18 protein-coding genes are annotated in these 16,932 nt (G+C 66.0%); 8 read left to right on the forward strand and 10 right to left on the reverse strand.

Annotated elements, in window-relative coordinates:
* Positions 1-19: 19 nt before the first annotated feature.
* The gene (locus tag QE394_RS19735) at positions 20-577 is read right to left on the reverse strand and encodes a GNAT family protein (protein ID WP_261619779.1); all 558 of its coding nucleotides are present in this window, start codon (positions 575-577) and stop codon (positions 20-22) included.
* Positions 578-728: 151 nt separating this feature from the next.
* Here QE394_RS19735 and QE394_RS19740 point away from each other — a divergent pair, with 151 nt between their 5' ends.
* Positions 729-1,508 carry an isocitrate lyase/phosphoenolpyruvate mutase family protein gene (locus QE394_RS19740; RefSeq protein WP_261619778.1) on the forward strand — a complete coding sequence of 260 codons (780 nt, stop codon included), beginning with the start codon at positions 729-731 and terminating at the stop codon, positions 1,506-1,508.
* Positions 1,509-1,807: 299 nt separating this feature from the next.
* Here the strand turns inward: QE394_RS19740 and QE394_RS19745 are convergent, their stop codons facing one another.
* Positions 1,808-2,914 carry an IS110 family transposase gene (locus QE394_RS19745; protein WP_349035326.1) on the reverse strand — a complete coding sequence of 369 codons (1,107 nt, stop codon included), beginning with the start codon at positions 2,912-2,914 and terminating at the stop codon, positions 1,808-1,810.
* Between the two features lie 354 nt (positions 2,915-3,268).
* On the opposite strand from QE394_RS19745, the gene QE394_RS19750 reads away from it, so the two are divergent.
* The 3 genes from QE394_RS19750 to QE394_RS19760 are packed head-to-tail and all read left to right on the forward strand — an operon-like array spanning position 3,269 to position 5,312.
* Positions 3,269-3,919: a biotin transporter BioY gene (locus QE394_RS19750; RefSeq protein ID WP_349035327.1), complete on the forward strand. Its 651-nt coding sequence runs from the start codon at positions 3,269-3,271 to the stop codon at positions 3,917-3,919.
* An 11-nt stretch (positions 3,920-3,930) separates the two neighbouring features.
* Positions 3,931-4,677, forward strand: a complete 747-nt coding sequence (locus tag QE394_RS19755; RefSeq protein WP_349035328.1) for an ABC transporter ATP-binding protein — start codon at positions 3,931-3,933, stop codon at positions 4,675-4,677.
* A complete protein-coding gene (locus QE394_RS19760) occupies positions 4,674-5,312 on the forward strand; it encodes an energy-coupling factor transporter transmembrane protein EcfT (protein WP_349035329.1) in 639 nt (212 codons plus the stop codon). The genes QE394_RS19755 and QE394_RS19760 overlap by 4 nt, the downstream gene beginning before the upstream one ends.
* 19 nt (positions 5,313-5,331) lie before the next feature.
* Here QE394_RS19760 and QE394_RS19765 read toward each other — a convergent pair whose 3' ends face one another.
* Positions 5,332-6,513 carry a thiolase family protein gene (locus QE394_RS19765; RefSeq protein WP_349035330.1) on the reverse strand — a complete coding sequence of 394 codons (1,182 nt, stop codon included), beginning with the start codon at positions 6,511-6,513 and terminating at the stop codon, positions 5,332-5,334.
* Positions 6,503-7,909 carry an AMP-binding protein gene (locus QE394_RS19770; protein WP_349035331.1) on the reverse strand — a complete coding sequence of 469 codons (1,407 nt, stop codon included), beginning with the start codon at positions 7,907-7,909 and terminating at the stop codon, positions 6,503-6,505. Before QE394_RS19770 ends, QE394_RS19765 begins: the two co-directional genes overlap by 11 nt.
* A gap of 58 nt (positions 7,910-7,967) precedes the next feature.
* On the opposite strand from QE394_RS19770, the gene QE394_RS19775 reads away from it, so the two are divergent.
* The gene (locus QE394_RS19775) at positions 7,968-8,855 is read left to right on the forward strand and encodes a neutral zinc metallopeptidase (RefSeq protein ID WP_349035332.1); all 888 of its coding nucleotides are present in this window, start codon (positions 7,968-7,970) and stop codon (positions 8,853-8,855) included.
* Between the two features lie 65 nt (positions 8,856-8,920).
* Here QE394_RS19775 and QE394_RS19780 read toward each other — a convergent pair whose 3' ends face one another.
* From QE394_RS19780 to QE394_RS19805, 6 genes are read right to left on the reverse strand one after another with little or no spacing between them, the layout of a single operon-like run.
* On the reverse strand, positions 8,921-9,253 hold the full coding sequence (locus QE394_RS19780) for a metal-sulfur cluster assembly factor (protein ID WP_045732257.1): 333 nt from the start codon (positions 9,251-9,253) through the stop codon (positions 8,921-8,923).
* A 12-nt stretch (positions 9,254-9,265) separates the two neighbouring features.
* Positions 9,266-10,060, reverse strand: coding sequence for a Fe-S cluster assembly ATPase SufC (gene sufC, locus QE394_RS19785; protein WP_056079011.1), 795 nt, complete (start codon positions 10,058-10,060; stop codon positions 9,266-9,268).
* 42 nt (positions 10,061-10,102) lie between these two features.
* Entirely contained in the window at positions 10,103-10,459 is a 357-nt protein-coding gene (locus QE394_RS19790) for a non-heme iron oxygenase ferredoxin subunit (protein WP_015937043.1), read from the reverse strand.
* Between the two features lie 21 nt (positions 10,460-10,480).
* A complete protein-coding gene (gene sufD, locus QE394_RS19795) occupies positions 10,481-11,722 on the reverse strand; it encodes a Fe-S cluster assembly protein SufD (protein WP_314213040.1) in 1,242 nt (413 codons plus the stop codon).
* A complete protein-coding gene (gene sufB / locus QE394_RS19800; RefSeq protein WP_056079005.1) occupies positions 11,722-13,185 on the reverse strand; it encodes a Fe-S cluster assembly protein SufB in 1,464 nt (487 codons plus the stop codon). Before sufB ends, sufD begins: the two co-directional genes overlap by 1 nt.
* On the reverse strand, positions 13,185-13,946 hold the full coding sequence (locus QE394_RS19805) for a helix-turn-helix domain-containing protein (RefSeq protein WP_235501501.1): 762 nt from the start codon (positions 13,944-13,946) through the stop codon (positions 13,185-13,187). Before QE394_RS19805 ends, sufB begins: the two co-directional genes overlap by 1 nt.
* A gap of 188 nt (positions 13,947-14,134) precedes the next feature.
* On the opposite strand from QE394_RS19805, the gene QE394_RS19810 reads away from it, so the two are divergent.
* From QE394_RS19810 to QE394_RS19820, 3 genes are read left to right on the forward strand one after another with little or no spacing between them, the layout of a single operon-like run.
* A complete protein-coding gene (locus QE394_RS19810; RefSeq protein ID WP_056079002.1) occupies positions 14,135-15,103 on the forward strand; it encodes an ABC transporter ATP-binding protein in 969 nt (322 codons plus the stop codon).
* Entirely contained in the window at positions 15,100-15,909 is an 810-nt protein-coding gene (locus tag QE394_RS19815) for an ABC transporter permease (RefSeq protein WP_235501486.1), read from the forward strand. Before QE394_RS19810 ends, QE394_RS19815 begins: the two co-directional genes overlap by 4 nt.
* Positions 15,910-15,916: 7 nt before the next feature.
* Complete coding sequence (locus tag QE394_RS19820; RefSeq protein ID WP_349035333.1) at positions 15,917-16,861, forward strand: COX15/CtaA family protein; 945 nt, start codon at positions 15,917-15,919, stop codon at positions 16,859-16,861.
* Positions 16,862-16,932: the final 71 nt, after the last annotated feature.

Here is a 16,932-nt window from a genome sequence, read left to right on the forward strand (position 1 = left end):
CTTGCCAGCGTACGTCCTGTTACTCGACGACGGTAGTTGCCTTGTAGGCCTGTATTGGAAGTGGCGCAACGTCCGGAGCTGGATCCGTCAGCAGCCGCGCATGGGTCTCCACGTCGAACCGTTGGCTGCCGTACCTGAGTTTCTTGCGTTCTATGCCTTCAGGAACAAAGCCCGCGCGGGTAGCGACATTGCAGGATGCGGGATTGTTAACGCGATGCCCCAGCTCAAGCCGGAACAACCCCTCCTGGAACGCGACCGAAGCAACCGTGGCAAGGGCCCGGGCGGCCAGACCGCGCCCCCGATAGGGCGATGCCAGCCAGTATGAAGCCCAGGCAGTCCCGTGACGCCGTTCAACTCCCGAAAGCCCGACGTTGCCGATCGCCACGTAGTCGACGCATATTGCCCAGTTCCTCCGAGTTTCACTCATCACCAAATACTCATTTATGTATTTCTGCGAGCTACCCAGGCTTCCCAGATCGGCTCCACCAAATTGGGCCTGCAAATCCTGATCTCCCCCATTGGCGGTGCACAGTGCAGCGGCGTCCTCAGTCGTCCACGGGCGAAGTTCAACAATCATGCCTCCCATCCTGCCCCGTAACGGCAGCAGGCGGTGGTAAGCGGTACTCCCGCCCTGCGCGAACTTGCCTTGCCTCGAGGGCGCTGCATGTGTGTAGGTAGGAACTGCAATGACGTTATGGTGCCTACCCATGGATGAGGAAGAAACACGAATGACTGAAACGACCACAGCAGAGCGTGCACAGCAGCTGAAAACCCTCCACGAAGCACCCGAGATCCTCCAGGTAGTCAACGTGTGGGACGCTATCAGCGCGGCAACCATCGCGGGCCTCCCTGAGACTAAAGCGATCGCGACGGCGGGCCACTCGATCGCAGCCGCGCTTGGCTACGCGGATGGCGCCATGCCGTTGGACGTTGCCCTCGAAGGCGCAAAGCGCATCGTCGACGCCGTCGACCTGCCCGTCACCGCGGACCTCGACGACGGCTACCAGGACCCTGCCGAGACCATCCGGCGGGCCATCGGACTCGGTATTGCCGGTGCCAACGTCGAGGACAGGCTACGGCCGTTCGATGAAGCAGTCTCCCGCGTAGCGGCGATCGTCCGTGCCGCCGAGGCGGAAGGCGTCCCCTTCCAGCTCAATGCCCGCACGGATGCGCTGGTCCGCGGCGGGGACCGGCCCGTACAGGACAGCATCGAGGATGCCATTGCCCGGGGCCGTGCCTTCCTCGACGCCGGTGCGGCATTGGTCTTTGTCCCTGGCGCCCTGACCCGGGACGTCATCGAACCCCTCGTCGACGGCCTCGGCCGCGGAAAGCTGTCCATTATTGGCGCCCCCGGTGCGCTCCCGGCAGCCCAACTCCAGGAACTTGGCGTGGCGAGGGTGTCGTACGGCCCCTTCACCCAAAGGGTGGCACTCCGGGCACTGCGCGACCTTGCCACGGATCTGTACGGAGCCGGTGTCATTCCCACTGATACTCCGGCGCTGAACTGATATGTAGGGGTTGCTTGTCAAGAGGGCAAGGGTGAGCGGTCCGCGGCTGGTTTGTCGTGGACCGCTCGTTTGTGTTCGTTCGGGGTCCGTAGAGGTGGCTGGCGCGTCTTGATCGACGAGGGGGCGCTGTCAGACTGATATGCGCGGGTTGGTACCGCAGGACAAGGTGTTCGGCTGGAGGGGTGCCGCTGGTCTAGCAACGTCGGGCGTCACCGGTTATGGGCCGGTTGTCCATAGGTCAATCGCGGGTCTCCTCCACGCTGCCGAGCCCTCAGGCCGGGGCCGGGAACGGCACACGTCTATTCATCCGTCCATGGCTGTTCCTGTTGGACCGCTGAAGCAAGGGACCAGCACCAGCCGGCCAGTTCCCGGGCGACGGCGACGTTGGCAATAATTCGACGCTTGTGACGGGCTTCGAACTGATCCCATTTGTAGTGCAGGCGTTGGTTGCCTTGGTGACCACGGACCCTGGAGCGTTCGTCGGCTGCATCCCAGCGGGCACGCATCTCACGGCTGACGTTGTGATAGGGCCGGTGGTGGTGCCATGCGGCCTCGACCAGCAGGCGGCGGGCGTGGGTGTTGCCCGTTTTAGTGATGCCGCCCAAGGACCTCGAAGCTCCGGAGGAATGCTCGGAAGGCACCAGTCCCAGATAGGCGCCGATGGTGCTGCCGGTGAATCGGGTCCAGTCACCAATTTCCACTGCCAAGCCAAAGGCGGTGAGCACGGAGATTCCACGCAAACACATCAACGCCCGGACCACTGGCGCGTAGCGCTCGGTCGCGGCCAGTGCGGTGATCTTCGCGTCCAGACGGTTCCTGCGGTCCAAGGTCAGTTCGGCCGCTTCGAGACTGGCCTCGTAGGCCGTTTGAAGGGCCGGGTTCTCGAAGTGTTGCCGGTGCAGCCAGATGAGGTGAGCTCCGGTCCAGGCCTTCCCGGCAGAGTAGACCAGACCATGACGCAGCAACAGTTTGGAGACCCGGTGTCTGGCCCTCATAAGATCCGCACGGATGTCCTCGCGTGCCCGCACTAAATCCCGGGCAGCTTCGTCAGCGCTGCCAGGGACCCGCACGGCGGTGATTTGTCCGAGTATGGCTAAACGGGCCAGATGCTCGGCATCGCGGGCGTCAGTCTTTACTCGGTCCCCGGCAGGCCGTTGCAGCTTTGAAGGCGCCGCGACCAGGCACTCGATCCCGGCATCTGTGAGCAGGCGGGCTAACCCGAACCCGGTGGGGCCAGCCTCATAAACCACCAGCATCGGACCAGGCAGACCGGTCACCCACTCGGCAATCCCGGCATCGTTGGCCGCCAGGGTCTGTCTCAGAATCTCCCCGGTTTCCCGGTCTATCGCACAGCCTTTCACACTGCGTGCATGGACATCCAAACCGACGTAAGTACGCTTATTCATGGCTGGAACCTCCAAACGTTCAAATGTGGCTCTGCCAGTCCACACCCCGCAGTCAACTGCGGAAAGACCCGAGGGGCTGGTAACCCACGAACCGCTTTGAACCCCGAGGTTCCAGTCCTACGCCAGCGGCCCCCGCGCTCATATTGTCTAGCGAGGGAAGGGCGGGAGAGACGGCATGCCAGATGCCGTCCCTCCGCAACGGCGAGCCAACCAGCCGGTTGCGCCCGCCGTTGTGCCTTGCCCCCAATCTCCGGGCCTGCCGCTTAGTAGGTCCCCTACAAAATGGGCCCTGTTCCGTCCAAGTAACGTCGGCTGTACATTAGATTCCGCTTGTACAACCCCGACAGGACCGCCATGAGCAACACCGACACTGCCGTCACCTCAGACCTTCCATCAGGGCGCCGCCGCTGGAACGCCACCGACCTTGGACTCATCGGCGTCTTCGCCGCACTGGTGGCCGGCGCCGCGCTCGTGCCGGGCCTGGCGGTGAACGGCTTTGGCGTCCCCATCACCTTCCAGACCCTCGCCGTCATGCTGACCGGGCTCGTGCTCGGACCCGGAAGGGGCTTCGCCGCCGTCGGCCTCTACACCCTCCTGGGCCTTGCCGGGCTGCCCATCTTCAGCCAGGGCCGCAGCGGCTTGGGCATCCTTGCCGGCCCGTCCGCGGGCTACATCATCGCTTTTCCCATAGCTGCCGCACTTGTCGGCTGGCTGGCAACGGTGGTGATCCGCCGCACCACCAAGGCCCGCGCGCTGTGGTTCTTCCTCGCGGCCACGGTAACCAGCATCGTCACCGTCCACACCCTGGGTGTCGCCGGCATCGCGATCAACGCCAAAACCACCCTTGGCCAGGCCTTCCTGAGCGACGTCGTCTTCTACCCGGGGGACATCATCAAGAACGTCCTCGCCGCCGGGATCGCCGTCGCCCTGCACCGCGCCTTCCCGGACATTCTGGTCCGCCGCTCGCGCCGCAGCCAGTCGCCTGTCCAGCGCGCCAAGGCCTAGGAAGAACGTCAGTGCCAGTTGTCGCCTTTGACCAGGTAACGGTCACCGTAGAAACTGACCACTCCCCCACGCCCAAGGTCCTCCTCGACGGGGTGAACCTCCGCCTGGCGGAACGTCGCGTGGGCGTCATCGGCGCCAACGGTTCCGGCAAGTCCACGCTGCTGCGCCTGGTAAACGGACTCATTCAGCCAACGGCGGGCAAAGTAGCGGTCGACGGCGACGATACAGTCCGCGCGGTCCGGAAAGTCCGCCGGAGCGTCGGCTTCGTCTTCACCGACCCGCTTTCCCAGCTGGTCATGCCCACCGGCCGGGAGGACGTTGAGCTGTCGCTGCGCCGCTCTGTCCGGAACGGCCGCGAACGGCAAGCCATGGCCGAAGCCGCACTCGACCACCTCGGCCTGCTGCCCCTGGCCGACCAAAGCATCTACGAACTCTCCGGCGGGGAACGCCAGTTGATGGCACTCGCGGCGGTCCTGGCCGTCAACCCCTCGGTGCTGGTCCTGGACGAACCGTCCACGCTCCTGGATCTCAGGAACCGGGAACTGCTGCGCCATACCCTTGGAGGACTGGAGCAGCAGGTCATCATGTCCACCCATGACCTCGAGCTGGCCCTGGACATGGACCGGGTCCTGGTGATCGAGAACGGAACGGTGGCGTTCGACGGCGCTCCGGCAGACGCCGTCGCCTTCTACCGTGCCCTGTGCCTGGACGGCATGCGGCACCCCACCGGCCCGGCCACCGGTCCGGGCACGCCATGAGGGGCCACGGGTTCCTGCTGGCCAACTATGTGCCGGGCAACTCCTTCATCCACCGGTCGCCCCTGGCCCTCAAATTCCTGCTGGTGTTCGCCTGCGGCCTGGCATCGTTCCTGGTTGTCGACTGGCGTGTCTCCCTGGCGGTGCTGGCTGCGCTGTGCGGGCTGTTCCTTTTGACCGGAGCCGGGCCGAAGCGGCTGGGGCGTGTGGTCCGCCCGCTGTTTCCGGTGCTCCTGGTGATCGGGCTCTTCCAGTGGTGGCAGCTGGGTGCGCCCACAGCGGGCAGGATCGTCCTCAACATCCTGGTCTGCGTGGTGGCCGCGTCCCTGCTGACGGCCACCACCCCCGTCCAGAGGATCCTTGACGGCGTGGTTGCGGCCGCAACACCATTCCAGCGTTTCGGAGCCGATCCGGAGCGGTTCGCACTCACCATCGGAGTCATGCTGCGCAGCATCCCCTACATCGCCGGCACCTTCGCCGACGTCAGGGATTCCGCAAGGGCACGGGGGCTGGACCGGAACCCGCGGGCACTGGTCCTGCCGGTTTTCATCACCTCGGTGGCCTACGCCCGGCAGACCGGTGAGGCGCTCGCCGCCAGGGGGCTCGGAGACGCTGGAGACGACGGCCCCGGGGACTAAGCGGCGGACGGACTGCGGGTCAGTCCAGGTGTCCGTAGCGCAGCAGGGCCGCCGTTCCCATGCCGCCGGCGCTGCTGATCATGGCCAGCCCCAGGCTACCGGGCGTTCCTGCCCTCCGCGCCTGGGCAAGCAGCCTGGTCACCAGCACGGCGCCGGAGGCACCGTAGGCGTGCCCCAGGGCCAACGCTCCGCCGTCAAGATTGGCGCGGGCAGGATCTATGCCCAATTCATCAAAGCAGGCCAGAACCTGGGAGGCGAACGCCTCGTTGAATTCCACCAGGTCCAGCCCGGCAGCCTCCACGCCATGGGCGGACAGCAGTCTCCGTGCCGCCTCGGCGGCACCCACGCCCAGCACGTCCGGCTCCACCCCGGCGGTACAGGTGCCCAGCACCAGGAGCCCGTCTTCGGCGCCGAGTTCGCGGGCCCGCTGCAGGGAGGTCATGACGACGGCGGACGCCGCGTCCGCGTCGAAGCAGGAGTTTCCAGCGGTGACAGTTCCCCCGGCCACGAACGCGGCGGGGAACCGCCCCATGACTGCGGGGGTGAGACCGCGCCTGGGGCCGTCATCAGCCGCTACCGTCCCTCCGGCCGTAGCCAGCGGAACAATCTCCCGCCCGAAGCGGCCCTCCGCCATGGCCTCCAGGGCCTTCCGGTGGCTGCCGAGGGCAAAGGCGTCCTGCCGGTCCCTGGCAATGCCATACCTCAGGGCCACCGTCTCTGCGGCCACACCCATGTCCGGGTCGCCAAAACGTGACGGCACGAACCGGGCGCGGTCGTAGAACTCCGGGCCACCGTCGGACTTCCTGTGCGCGCGCAAGGGAGCCGTGCTGGTGCTCTCCACTCCCCCCGCGAGATAGAGCGGGTTCCCGCCGGCGGCCACCAGCTGCGCGGCGAGGGCGATCGCGTCCAGGCCGGAACCGCACTGGCGGTCCACGGTGATGCCCGGAACACTCACTGGCAACCCTGCTTCCAGGAGGGATAGCCTTGCAACATTTCCGCCGCCGCCCACCGCGTTGCCAATGACGACGTCGGTCACCGCGCCGGGTGCCGCGGCAGTTTCGTGGAGCAGGCCGCTGAGCACCGGTGCAAGGAGTTCATGGGCGCGGACGGTCCGCAGGGCGCCATTGGTCCGGCACACAGGGGTCCGGCGGGCCGCGATGATCACGGGCTGGCGGTCCGCCGGAAGAAGGTCAGCTTCCAAGGCTCTTCACCCGTGGATCCCTCTGGGCGATCCAGTCCAGCAGCAGGTTGCGGCTGACCTTGCCGCGGTCCGTGACGGGAAGCTCGGCGAGGACGAAGTACTGCAGCGGACGCTTGTCCCGGGCCAGGATGTCCTCCAGGCCTGACCGCAGCTGGGTCGCGGTGATCCCGCCGTGGGACGGGACGACGCCGGCCACCACCTTTTGCCCGCGCAGGTCGTCCCGCATTCCGGCGGCGATGGCGGCGGAAACACCGGGCAATGCGCAGAGCGCCAGCTCCACCTCGTGCGGGTAGACGTTCCGGCCCGAGGTGAGGATCATGTCAGCCCGGCGGCCCAGGATATGCAGCCCGTCCGGGCCGAGGTAACCCTGGTCTCCCACGGTGTGCCAGTCGCCGAAGGACCGCAGGGCCTCGCCGTCGTCGCCCCACAGGTAGCCGTTGCTGACCATGCCGCTGCGCACACAGATGTTCCCGTACCCGCCGTCCGGTACCGGCTGCCCGGCGTCATCAAGGATGCGCACCTCAGCGCCGGGAAACGGCTGTCCTATGCAGGTGCTCCCGACGGCGGGTGGCTGGTGGGCGGACAGGCCGGCACCTGAGACGAAGCTCAGTTCCGAGGCGCCGTAGTACTCGTAAATGGTGGCATTGGGAGCCCAGCGGCGGGCCGCTTCCAGGGTCCTGGCATCAAGCTTTGAACCGGCGCAGACGATGGTCCGGATGCCTGATGCGTCCACACACCCGGTCAGCCCGCGTTCGCTCAGCATCCGCAGCATGGTGGGCACCAGCACCAGGCGGGTCACGCGGTCATGGGTGACGGCTGCGTGGACGTCGCCGACGTCGAAGTGTTCCAGGGTCTGGAATTCGGATCCGGCGTAGAGGCACTCCGCCAGGGCGTAGAGATTCAGGCTGGCGGCCAGCGGTCCCGGGGCGAGTGTCACATCGTCCCGGCGCAGGCCGAAGAACTCGATGGAGGCCTCAAAGGACTCCTGCCACGAACGCCGCGACCGGGTGAACGCCTTTGGCACGGATGTGGTGCCTGACGTGAGGCCGATCAGGAACGTTGAGCCGGGCGCACCGTCCGCCAGGGGATCGTCCGGAGCGACCGCCGCCGGGTCCGCTGACGACTGGACCCGCCGGACGATATCCTCCTGCAGGTGCGCGGGCCAGGCAGGATCCAGGACGGCGCACTGGCGGCCGCCGGCGACGGCCGCGGCAAGCTTCAGCGCGAAATCAGTCGAATTGGCTTCACACAGCGTGGTCACCGATTCCGTCTTCGGAACCATTGCAGCCGCACCGCCCCGCAACTCGGCCCAGGACAGCCGGCGGCCGGCAACGGCCACAGCTGTGCCGTGCGGCCGTTCGGTGGCCCAGCGCTGGATTCGGTCAAGGAAAGGCATCGGATCAACTTTACCGGCGGCCCTGATTGGGCGGCCGATCCGCGGGTATTGTGACGATATGAGTTTCAACGACAATGTGCAGCTCGATCCGTCCCAGGTCCAGGACCGGCGGGGCATGGGCCGCGGCGTAAAAGTCGGCGGCGGCATCGGCGGCGGACTTGTGCTGCTCGTAGCGCTGCTGCTCGGCATCGACCCCAACCTGCTGGGGGGCCTCACCGGTGGTGGAACTGGGGAGCAGCCCCAGACCCAGGGCAGTGCTCCTGCCTGCAGTACCGGCGCCGATGCCGACGCCCGGCTGGACTGCCGGATCACCGGCACGGTCAACAGCCTGAACGCGTTCTGGCCCGGCTACCTGCAGCAGTACAACGTGCAGTACCCGCGGCCGGAAGCCGTGATCTTCACGGGCGGCACCAACACCGGGTGCGGTGCAGCGACCTCCGAGGTGGGCCCGTTCTACTGCCCCACGGACACCACCGCCTACTTCGATCCCGGGTTCTTCCAGGAACTGGTGGACCGGTTCGGTTCCTCCGGCGGTCCGCTCGCGCAGGAGTACGTGGTGGCCCATGAGTTCGGCCACCACATCCAGAATGTCCTCGGTGACCTGGGCCGGGCCCAGCAGGATCCGCAGGGCCCGGAATCCGGTTCCGTCCGAACAGAGCTGCAGGCCGACTGCTATGCCGGGCTGTGGGCCAAATACGCGTCCACGACGCCGAACCCCGATACCGGCCAGCCGTACCTGGAGCCGTTGAAGCAGCAGGACGTCAACGATGCCCTCTCCGCCGCCGCCTCCGTGGGCGACGACCGCATCCAGAAGGCCGCCACCGGACGCATTTCCCCTGAAGGCTGGACGCATGGTTCCAGCGAGGAACGCCAACGCTGGTTTGCCCGCGGCTACGAGTCCGGCGACATCAAGCAGTGCGACACGTTCAGCGCCCCCACCCTTTAGCCCAAGCACAACGGCCGGTCACCTTCGTGGAGAAGGTGACCGGCCGTCGTCGTACTTCAGGTATTTCAGATGTTGAAGCCGAGGGCCCGCATCTGGTCCTTGCCGTCGTCGGTGATCCGCTCGGGACCCCATGGCGGCATCCACACCCAGTTCAGGCGCCAGTCATCCACAACGCTTTCCAGGGCTTTGCCCACCTGTTCCTCGAGGACATCGGTGAGGGGGCAGGCCGCCGTAGTGAGCGTCATGTCGATCAGGAGCGCACCGTCGTCATCGGAGTACTTCAGGCCGTACAGCAGCCCAAGGTCCACCACGTTGACGCCAAGCTCGGGATCAATGACGTCCTTGAGCGCTTCCTCGACGTCTTCCAGGGCCGTGCGGCCCGGCTTGATTTCGGTCATCGCAAGTCCTAACTAGGCCTGTGCTGCGGCTTCAGCGGCAATGATGGCAGCACCTGCACCCTTGGCGTAGCGGTCGTAGCCTTCTTCTTCGAGGCGGTCAGCCAGTTCCGGGCCGCCTTCCTCGACAACCTGGCCGTCAACGAAGACGTGGACGTAGTCAGGTTTGATGTAGCGCAGGATGCGGGTGTAGTGCGTGATGAGCAGCGTGCCCATGTTGCCCTCGGCGTGTGCGCGGTTGACGCCTTCGGAAACGATCTTGAGAGCGTCGACGTCCAGGCCGGAGTCGGTCTCGTCCAGCACGGCGAACTTCGGCTTGAAGAGCTCAAGCTGCAGGATCTCCACGCGCTTCTTTTCACCGCCGGAGAAGCCCTCGTTGACGTTGCGCTCGGCGAAGTCGGCGTCGATGCGCAGCTTCCCCATGGCGTCCTTGACGTCCTTGGTCCAGGTGCGCAGCTTGGGTGCTTCGCCGTCGATCGCGGTCTTCGCGGTGCGCAGGAAGTTGGTCATGGTGACGCCGGGAACCTCCACCGGGTACTGCATGGCCAGGAAGACTCCGGCGCGGGCACGCGCGTCAACGCTCATCTCCAGGACGTCTTCGCCGTCCAGGGTGATGGAACCGCTGGTGACCGTGTAGCGGGGGTGGCCTGCGATGGTGGAGGCCAGGGTGGACTTGCCGGATCCGTTGGGGCCCATGATGGCGTGGGTTTCACCCGTGCGGATGGTGAGGCTGACGCCCTTCAGGATCTCCTTGGTGCCCTGTTCCGTCTCAATGCTGACGTGCAGGTCCTTGATCTCAAGAGTTGACATGCTCTTCTTTCTGTTCGTTCGTAAGTCTGTGCTGCGGGGCGCTCAGTAGTTGTTTACTGCCGCGCCGTTCAAAACGTTGGTGACATCCACGTAGACGTCGTCGCCGTCGAGCTCGATGGCGAACACCGGAACGGGGTCGTAGGCGGGAAGCTGGAGTGGCTGGCCGCTGCGCAGGTCGAACTGGGAGCCGTGCCCCCAGCATTCGATCGCGCAGCCTTCCACGTCGCCTTCGGACAGCGAAATGTCAGCGTGCGAGCAGGTGTCGCCGATGGCGTGGATGTCACCCATCGAATCCCTGACCACGGCGACGGGGTAGTCGTCGATCAGGATGCGCAGCGCCTGCTTGACCTTGATGTCATTGGCGCTGCACACCAGCTCGCCCTTGGGCTTACCACTCATGTGTTCCTGCCTGCCTGTCGTCTAGTTTTCCGTTGCCGAGAGTTCGCGTTCCACAGCCTCGGTCAGGCGCTCTTCGAGTGCCGGGACCTTGATCTGCTGGATGATCTCGTTGAGGAAGCCGCGGACCACCAGGCGGCGGGCAACATCCTCAGGGATGCCGCGTGCCATCAGGTAGAACAGGTGCTCGTCGTCGAAACGGCCGGTGGAGCTGGCGTGGCCGGCACCCTCGATCAGGCCGGTCTCGATTTCGAGGTTAGGCACGGAGTCCGCGCGGCAGCCGTCGGTCAGGACCAGGTTCTGGTTCTTCTCGTAGGAGTCGGTGCCTTCGGCCTGCTTCTGGATGAGGACGTCGCCCACCCAGACGGTGTGCGCACCCTTGCCCTGCAGTGCGCCCTTGTAGAGGACGTTCGACTTGCAGTTGGCCAGGTTGTGGTCAACGAACGAACGGTGCTCCAGGTGCTGGCCTGCGTCGGCGAAGTAGAGGCCGAGGAGTTCGGCATCGGCGCCTTCACCGGCGAAGCGGACGTTGGAGTTCAACCGGACGATCTTGCCGCCAAGGGTCACCGCGATGTGCTTGTACACGGCGTCCTTGGAAACCTCGGCGTCGTGCTGGGCCAGGTGGCGTGCGTCGTCTTCCCAGAGCTGGACGGAGACCACGGTCAGCTGGGCGCCTTCACGGACGAAGACCTCCACGTTGCCGTTGTGGTCGGCGGAACCGTCGTGTTCCAGGATCACCACGGCGCGGCTGTTCGCGCCGGCCTCGATGACATGGTGCGTGTTGGTGCGGCGGCCTGCGCCGTTGCCGGTCATGAGCACTCGGATGGGCTGGTCCAGTTCGGCGTCCGCGGGAATGCGGATGAGCTGGGCCTCCTCCACATTTGCGGAAGCGACGACGGCGGCACGGTCTGCGGGGACCAGTGTGGCACCGCGGGGGGCCTCACCGGCGCGGAGGACACCCTGGGCAAAGGAGTCCGGGCCTTCGACCGTGACGCCGAGCGCGCCGGCGTCCGAAGGCGAGTCCGAGAGCAGGTTGGCCAGCTCGCGGACCGGGGTGAAGCGCCATTCCTCTTCGCGGCCGTTGGGCAGGGCGAAGTCAGCGACATCGTGGCTGGTGAGGCGCTCCGCGCGGGAGGCCATGACCTGTGTGCCGTGGCTGTGGTGGCGGTCCACCTTGGAGGCGACCAGGTGTTCGCCTTCCTCAGTGAAACCGGCGATTGACGGCGCGCCGATGCGGGCCTTTTCAGTAGTAGCTTCGGCAGTCATTAACCGACGGATCCTTCCATCTGGAGTTCGATGAGGCGGTTCAGCTCGAGGGCGTATTCCATGGGGAGCTCACGGGCGATCGGCTCGATGAAGCCGCGCACGATCATGGCCATGGCCTCGTCCTCGGGCATGCCGCGGGACATGAGGTAGAACAGCTGCTCCTCGCTGACTCGCGAAACAGTTGCCTCGTGTCCCAGCTGTACATCGTCCTCGCGGATGTCGATGTAGGGGTAGGTGTCAGACCGCGAGATGGTGTCCACCAGCAGGGCGTCACAGCGCACGGTGTTGGCGGAGTGCTTGGCGCCTTCGCGGACCTGGACCAGGCCGCGGTAGGCTGCACGGCCGCCGCCGCGGGCCACCGACTTGGAGATGATGGAGCTCTTGGTGTTGGGCGCGATGTGGACCATCTTCGAGCCCGTGTCCTGGTGCTGGCCTTCACCGGCGAACGCGATGGACAGGGTTTCACCCTTGGCGTGCTCACCCACCAGGTACACGGCCGGGTACTTCATGGTCACCTTCGAGCCGATGTTGCCATCCACCCATTCCATGGTGGCGCCTTCTTCGCAGATGGCACGCTTGGTCACCAGGTTGTACACGTTGTTGGACCAGTTCTGGATGGTGGTGTACCGGACGCGGGCGCCCTTCTTGACCACGATTTCCACCACGGCAGAGTGCAGGGAGTCCGACGTGTAGATCGGCGCCGTGCAGCCTTCGATGTAGTGGACGTAAGAGTCCTCGTCGGCGATGATCAGGGTCCGTTCGAACTGGCCCATGTTCTCGGTGTTGATGCGGAAGTAGGCCTGCAGCGGGATGTCCACGTGAACGCCCTTGGGGACGTAAACGAAGGAACCGCCGGACCAGACAGCCGTGTTGAGCGAGGCGAACTTGTTGTCACCAACCGGGATGATGGTGCCGAAGTACTCCTGGAAGATTTCCGGGTGTTCCTTCAGCGCCGTGTCGGTGTCCAGGAAGATGACGCCCTGCTTCTCAAGGTCCTCACGCAACTGGTGGTAGACAACCTCGGACTCATACTGGGCGGCGACGCCGGAGACCAGGCGCTGCTTTTCAGCCTCGGGGATGCCGAGCTTGTCGTACGTGTTTTTGATGTCCTCGGGCAGTTCCTCCCAGCTGGTGGCCTGCTTCTCCGTGGAGCGCACAAAGTACTTGATGTTGTCGAAGTCGATGCCTGAGAGGTCTGCACCCCAGGTGGGCATGGGCTTGCGGTCGAAGTACTTCAGCCCCTTGAGGCGAAGGTCCAGCATCCACTCAGGCTCGCTCTTCTTAGCCGAGATGTCGCGGACTACCTCTTCGTCGAGTCCACGGCGTGCGTTGGCGCCGACATCGTTCTTGTCAGCCCAGCCGTACTCGTAGTTGCCGATGCCGTGGAGCTCGGGATTCTTTTCCAGAATCTCCGAGATCACAGTGTTTTCGGCTACTGCTTTCTCTGATAGTTGGTCCGTCATCACGGCCTTTCTTGCTGATGGTTTGTTACTTCGTTCAGGCTGGCGGGGGCTGCAGAAGGCCTTGTGGGCCCGGGCGCAGACAGCCTGCCTGTGGGAATGTGGGTGGTGCAGACGTGCCCGCCGCGGGCCAGTGTGGACAGGCGGCGCACGTCGACGCCCACCAGCCGTGAGAACACTTCGGTTTCCACGTCGCAGAACACCGGGAAGCGGGCCGCGAGTTGCTGGATGGGGCAGTGGCCTTGGCACAGCTGGACGCTGGAGAGCGCGGCCGGCAGTGGAGCCTTGGCCTCGATGGAGGCTGCGGACGCAACGAAGTTGTCCCTGCTGAGTGCTTCGGCGAGAGCCCTGGCCCGGTCAGCGATGTCCGGCCCCGCCTTGTCGATTTCGGGGGCGTAGCGCCGTTCCATCTCAGCGAAGCGCTCGACCGCAAAGGCACGGACGGCGTCCGGTCCTGCTGCTTTCTGGAGCTGCTGGAGCGCCAGCGCGGCAATGTCCAGGTAATCGTTGCCCAGGCTCGACTGGCCTTCGGAGCTGAGGACGTAACGGCGTGCGGGGCGTCCGGCACCCGCCCCGGCCCTGGCCACCCTCTTGACTTCGATGATGCCGGCACGGGATAAATGGTCGAGGTGCCGGCGGACTGCCGCCGGAGTGAAGCCCAGCATGTCGCCAAGCTCGGCCGCGCTGACGGGTCCGTGTTCCAGGACAGCCGAGAGCACGCGGTCGCGGGTGCGCTCATCGGCGTCAGCCACGGGACCGGGCACAGTTTGGGCGCGCCCTTCCTGGGCCTGCGCGGCCCCGTGCCCGGCGATAGGCACAGCAGTAGCATTGCTCACGGAATACACAACACAATCATGTCGTAATTTAGTCCCCGGCTCCAGTAAGGGCAGGCTGACCTTCCCCTGGCAGCACGGCGGGACCCGGCAAGTACTACGTCCCGTAGAATACTGGGGTGCGATCCCCCCAATCCCCCGTCCTGTCCATCAGTGGACTCGTTAAGGACGTCGGCCCGCTGGCCAGCCTGGACGGAAAGATGCTGAGGGTAGTCAGCGATGTCTCGCTGATCGCCGGGCGCGGCGAGGTGACGGCCCTGCTGGGACCCAACGGCGCCGGAAAGACCACCACGCTTGAGTGCGCGCAGGGCCTCCAGCGGCGGAGCGGCGGAACCATCAAACTTCTCGGCGAGGATCCTGCCTCCGCCGGCGCAGACCTGCGCTCCCGTGTAGGCGTGATGCTCCAGGACGGCGGGCTCCCGCCGTCGGCCAAGCCCGTGCCGCTGCTGCGACACATCGCCGGCCTGTACGCGAACCCCTGGCCCGTGGAGGACCTGGTGGAGCGGCTGGGCATCGATACGTTCAGCCGCACCGGCGTGCGGAGGCTGTCCGGCGGACAGAAACAGCGGCTCGCCCTGGCGGCGGCCCTGGTGGGCAGGCCCGAGGTCCTTTTCCTCGACGAACCGAGCGCCGGGCTCGACCCGCAGTCCCGCGCCCTCGTCTTCGACCTCATCTCCGAGCTCCGCAGCAGCGGAATGGGCATCATCCTCACCACCCACCTGATGGACGATGCCCAGCGCCTGGCGGACTACGTCTACATCATCGACGGCGGCCGCAACGTTGCCGAAGGAACAGTGCAGCAGCTCCTGCAGCGCGAACCGGCCGTTGACAGCGGGGCTGACCACGTCCGGACGCTGGTGTTCGAAGCGCAGCCGGGCCTGGATGTTTCCGCTGTACTCCCCGCGTCCATCGCCGTCGCTGAGACCCGTGCGGGCAGCTATTCAGTGACGGGAGCACTCACGCCGGCACACCTGGCGGCGCTGGCAGCCTGGTGGGAAGCGATGGGCATCATGCCCGCCGCCATGAGCCTGCAGGCGCGTAGCCTTGAAGACGTCTTCCTGGACATCTCTGGAAAGGACATTCGATGAACGGGACCGGTACTGCCGCGGGCAGTGCTCCCGGGAACGGCCTGGCGGAAGCAGCCGGCGGCCGCCAGCACCCTGCTTCCCTGCTTCGGCGCGTTCTCCTGCAGGGCAAATATGAAGCCATCACCATGCTGCGGAACGGTGAACAGCTGATCCTTGCCGTGGTGCTGCCGCTGCTTGCCCTGGTTGGCCTCACCGTCACGCCCTTCCTTGATGGTCTGGGGCCGAGCCGCGTCAACGTTGCCGTTCCGGGCATCCTGGCCCTGTGCGCCATGTCCACGGCCTTCACCGGCCAGGGCATCGCAACAGGCTTCGACCGCCGCTACGGCGTGCTCCGGTTCCTCTCCACCACCCCCCTTGGCCGCGGCGGCCTGATTGCGGGCAAGGTCCTGTCGGTGCTGGTGGTGCTGTGCCTGCAGATCGTGGTGGTGTCGGCAGTGGCGTTTGCCCTGGGCTGGCAGCCCGTCGCCGCGGGCTGGCTGCCCGGCCTGGTCCTGCTGGTCCTGGGTGCGGCGGCGTTCACGTCACTGGGCCTGCTGGTTGCCGGTACCGTCCGGCCGGAGGCAACGCTCGCCATCACCAACCTGCTGTGGATCCTCCTGGGTGCCATGGGCGGAATCGTGATTCCGGCCGACAGGCTTCCCGCCGCCGCGCAATCCATTGTGCATTTCCTGCCCTCCGGCGCGCTGGGTGAATCCCTTCGCGACGCCTTCCTCCATGGCGCCCTCAACGGCGGGGCCGCCCTCATCCTGGTGCTCTGGACGGCGATTGCCGGAGCAGCAGCCATCCGTTGGTTCAAGTGGAATTGAGATATTCGTGAGCACGGCTTCGCGCCTCCCCCAGTTCGCCGGCCGCCTGGCATCGCGGCTTCCCCGCACAGTCGACGCCAGGGTGCGCCGCCTGGCCGTGGGTTCCCTGATCGGACAGACACTGCTGGTGGTGACCGGCGGCGCCGTGCGGCTCACGGCCTCGGGCCTGGGCTGCCCCACATGGCCGCGCTGCACCGACACATCGCTGGTCAACACGGCGGAAATGGGCATCCACGGCTTCATCGAGTTCGGCAACCGGCTCCTGACCTTCGCCCTCGCCGCCGTCGCCGCCCTGATGCTGGTGTACTTGTGGAACCTCCGCAAGGAACGCCGCGACCTTTTCCTGCTGGCGCTCGGCCTTCTGGCCAGCATCCCCGCCCAGGCCGTCATCGGCGGCATCACCGTCCTCACCGGCCTCAATCCTTGGGTGGTGGGCCTGCACTTCCTGGTCTCCATGGCTCTGGTGGTGTTCGCCACCCTGCTGGTCAACAGGGCCTATGGCCGCACCGGCCGCTACATGACGGTGTCCCTGCGCCCGCTGCCGGGGACCCTGCGTCCGGTGACGTCCGCCGTCGCGCTGTTCTCCGCCCTGGCCGTAATGCTGGGCGTGGTTGTCACCGGAGCCGGACCGCATGCAGGTGACGCGGATGCACCCCGCAACGGCCTGGACTGGGACCTTTTCTCGCACATCCACGCCGTTCCGGCCTACCTCGTGACTGCGGGTTCCCTGGTGGCGCTTGTCCTGGTGCTGATGCGCCGCATTGCCGGACCGTTCCGGACGGCCGTGTTCGGCCTGCTCGGGGTCACGGTCCTGCAGGCGGTCATCGGTTTCACCCAGTACTACAACGGCATTCCGGCCCTGCTGGTGGGCGCCCATATGCTGGGCGCCGCGCTGCTGATGGCCACCGCCACGAATGCCTGGGACCTCGCCAGGTCCAGCCCGGTGGAGTAACACCTTAAACGTCAGGGCGCCCCGGTTCCAGACCGGGGCGCCCTGACGTTTTTAAGGTGGCTTGCGTCGGT

The organism is Pseudarthrobacter sp. SORGH_AS 212 (assembly GCF_030818145.1).
In the GTDB taxonomy this organism is placed as follows: Bacteria; Actinomycetota; Actinomycetes; order Actinomycetales; family Micrococcaceae; genus Arthrobacter.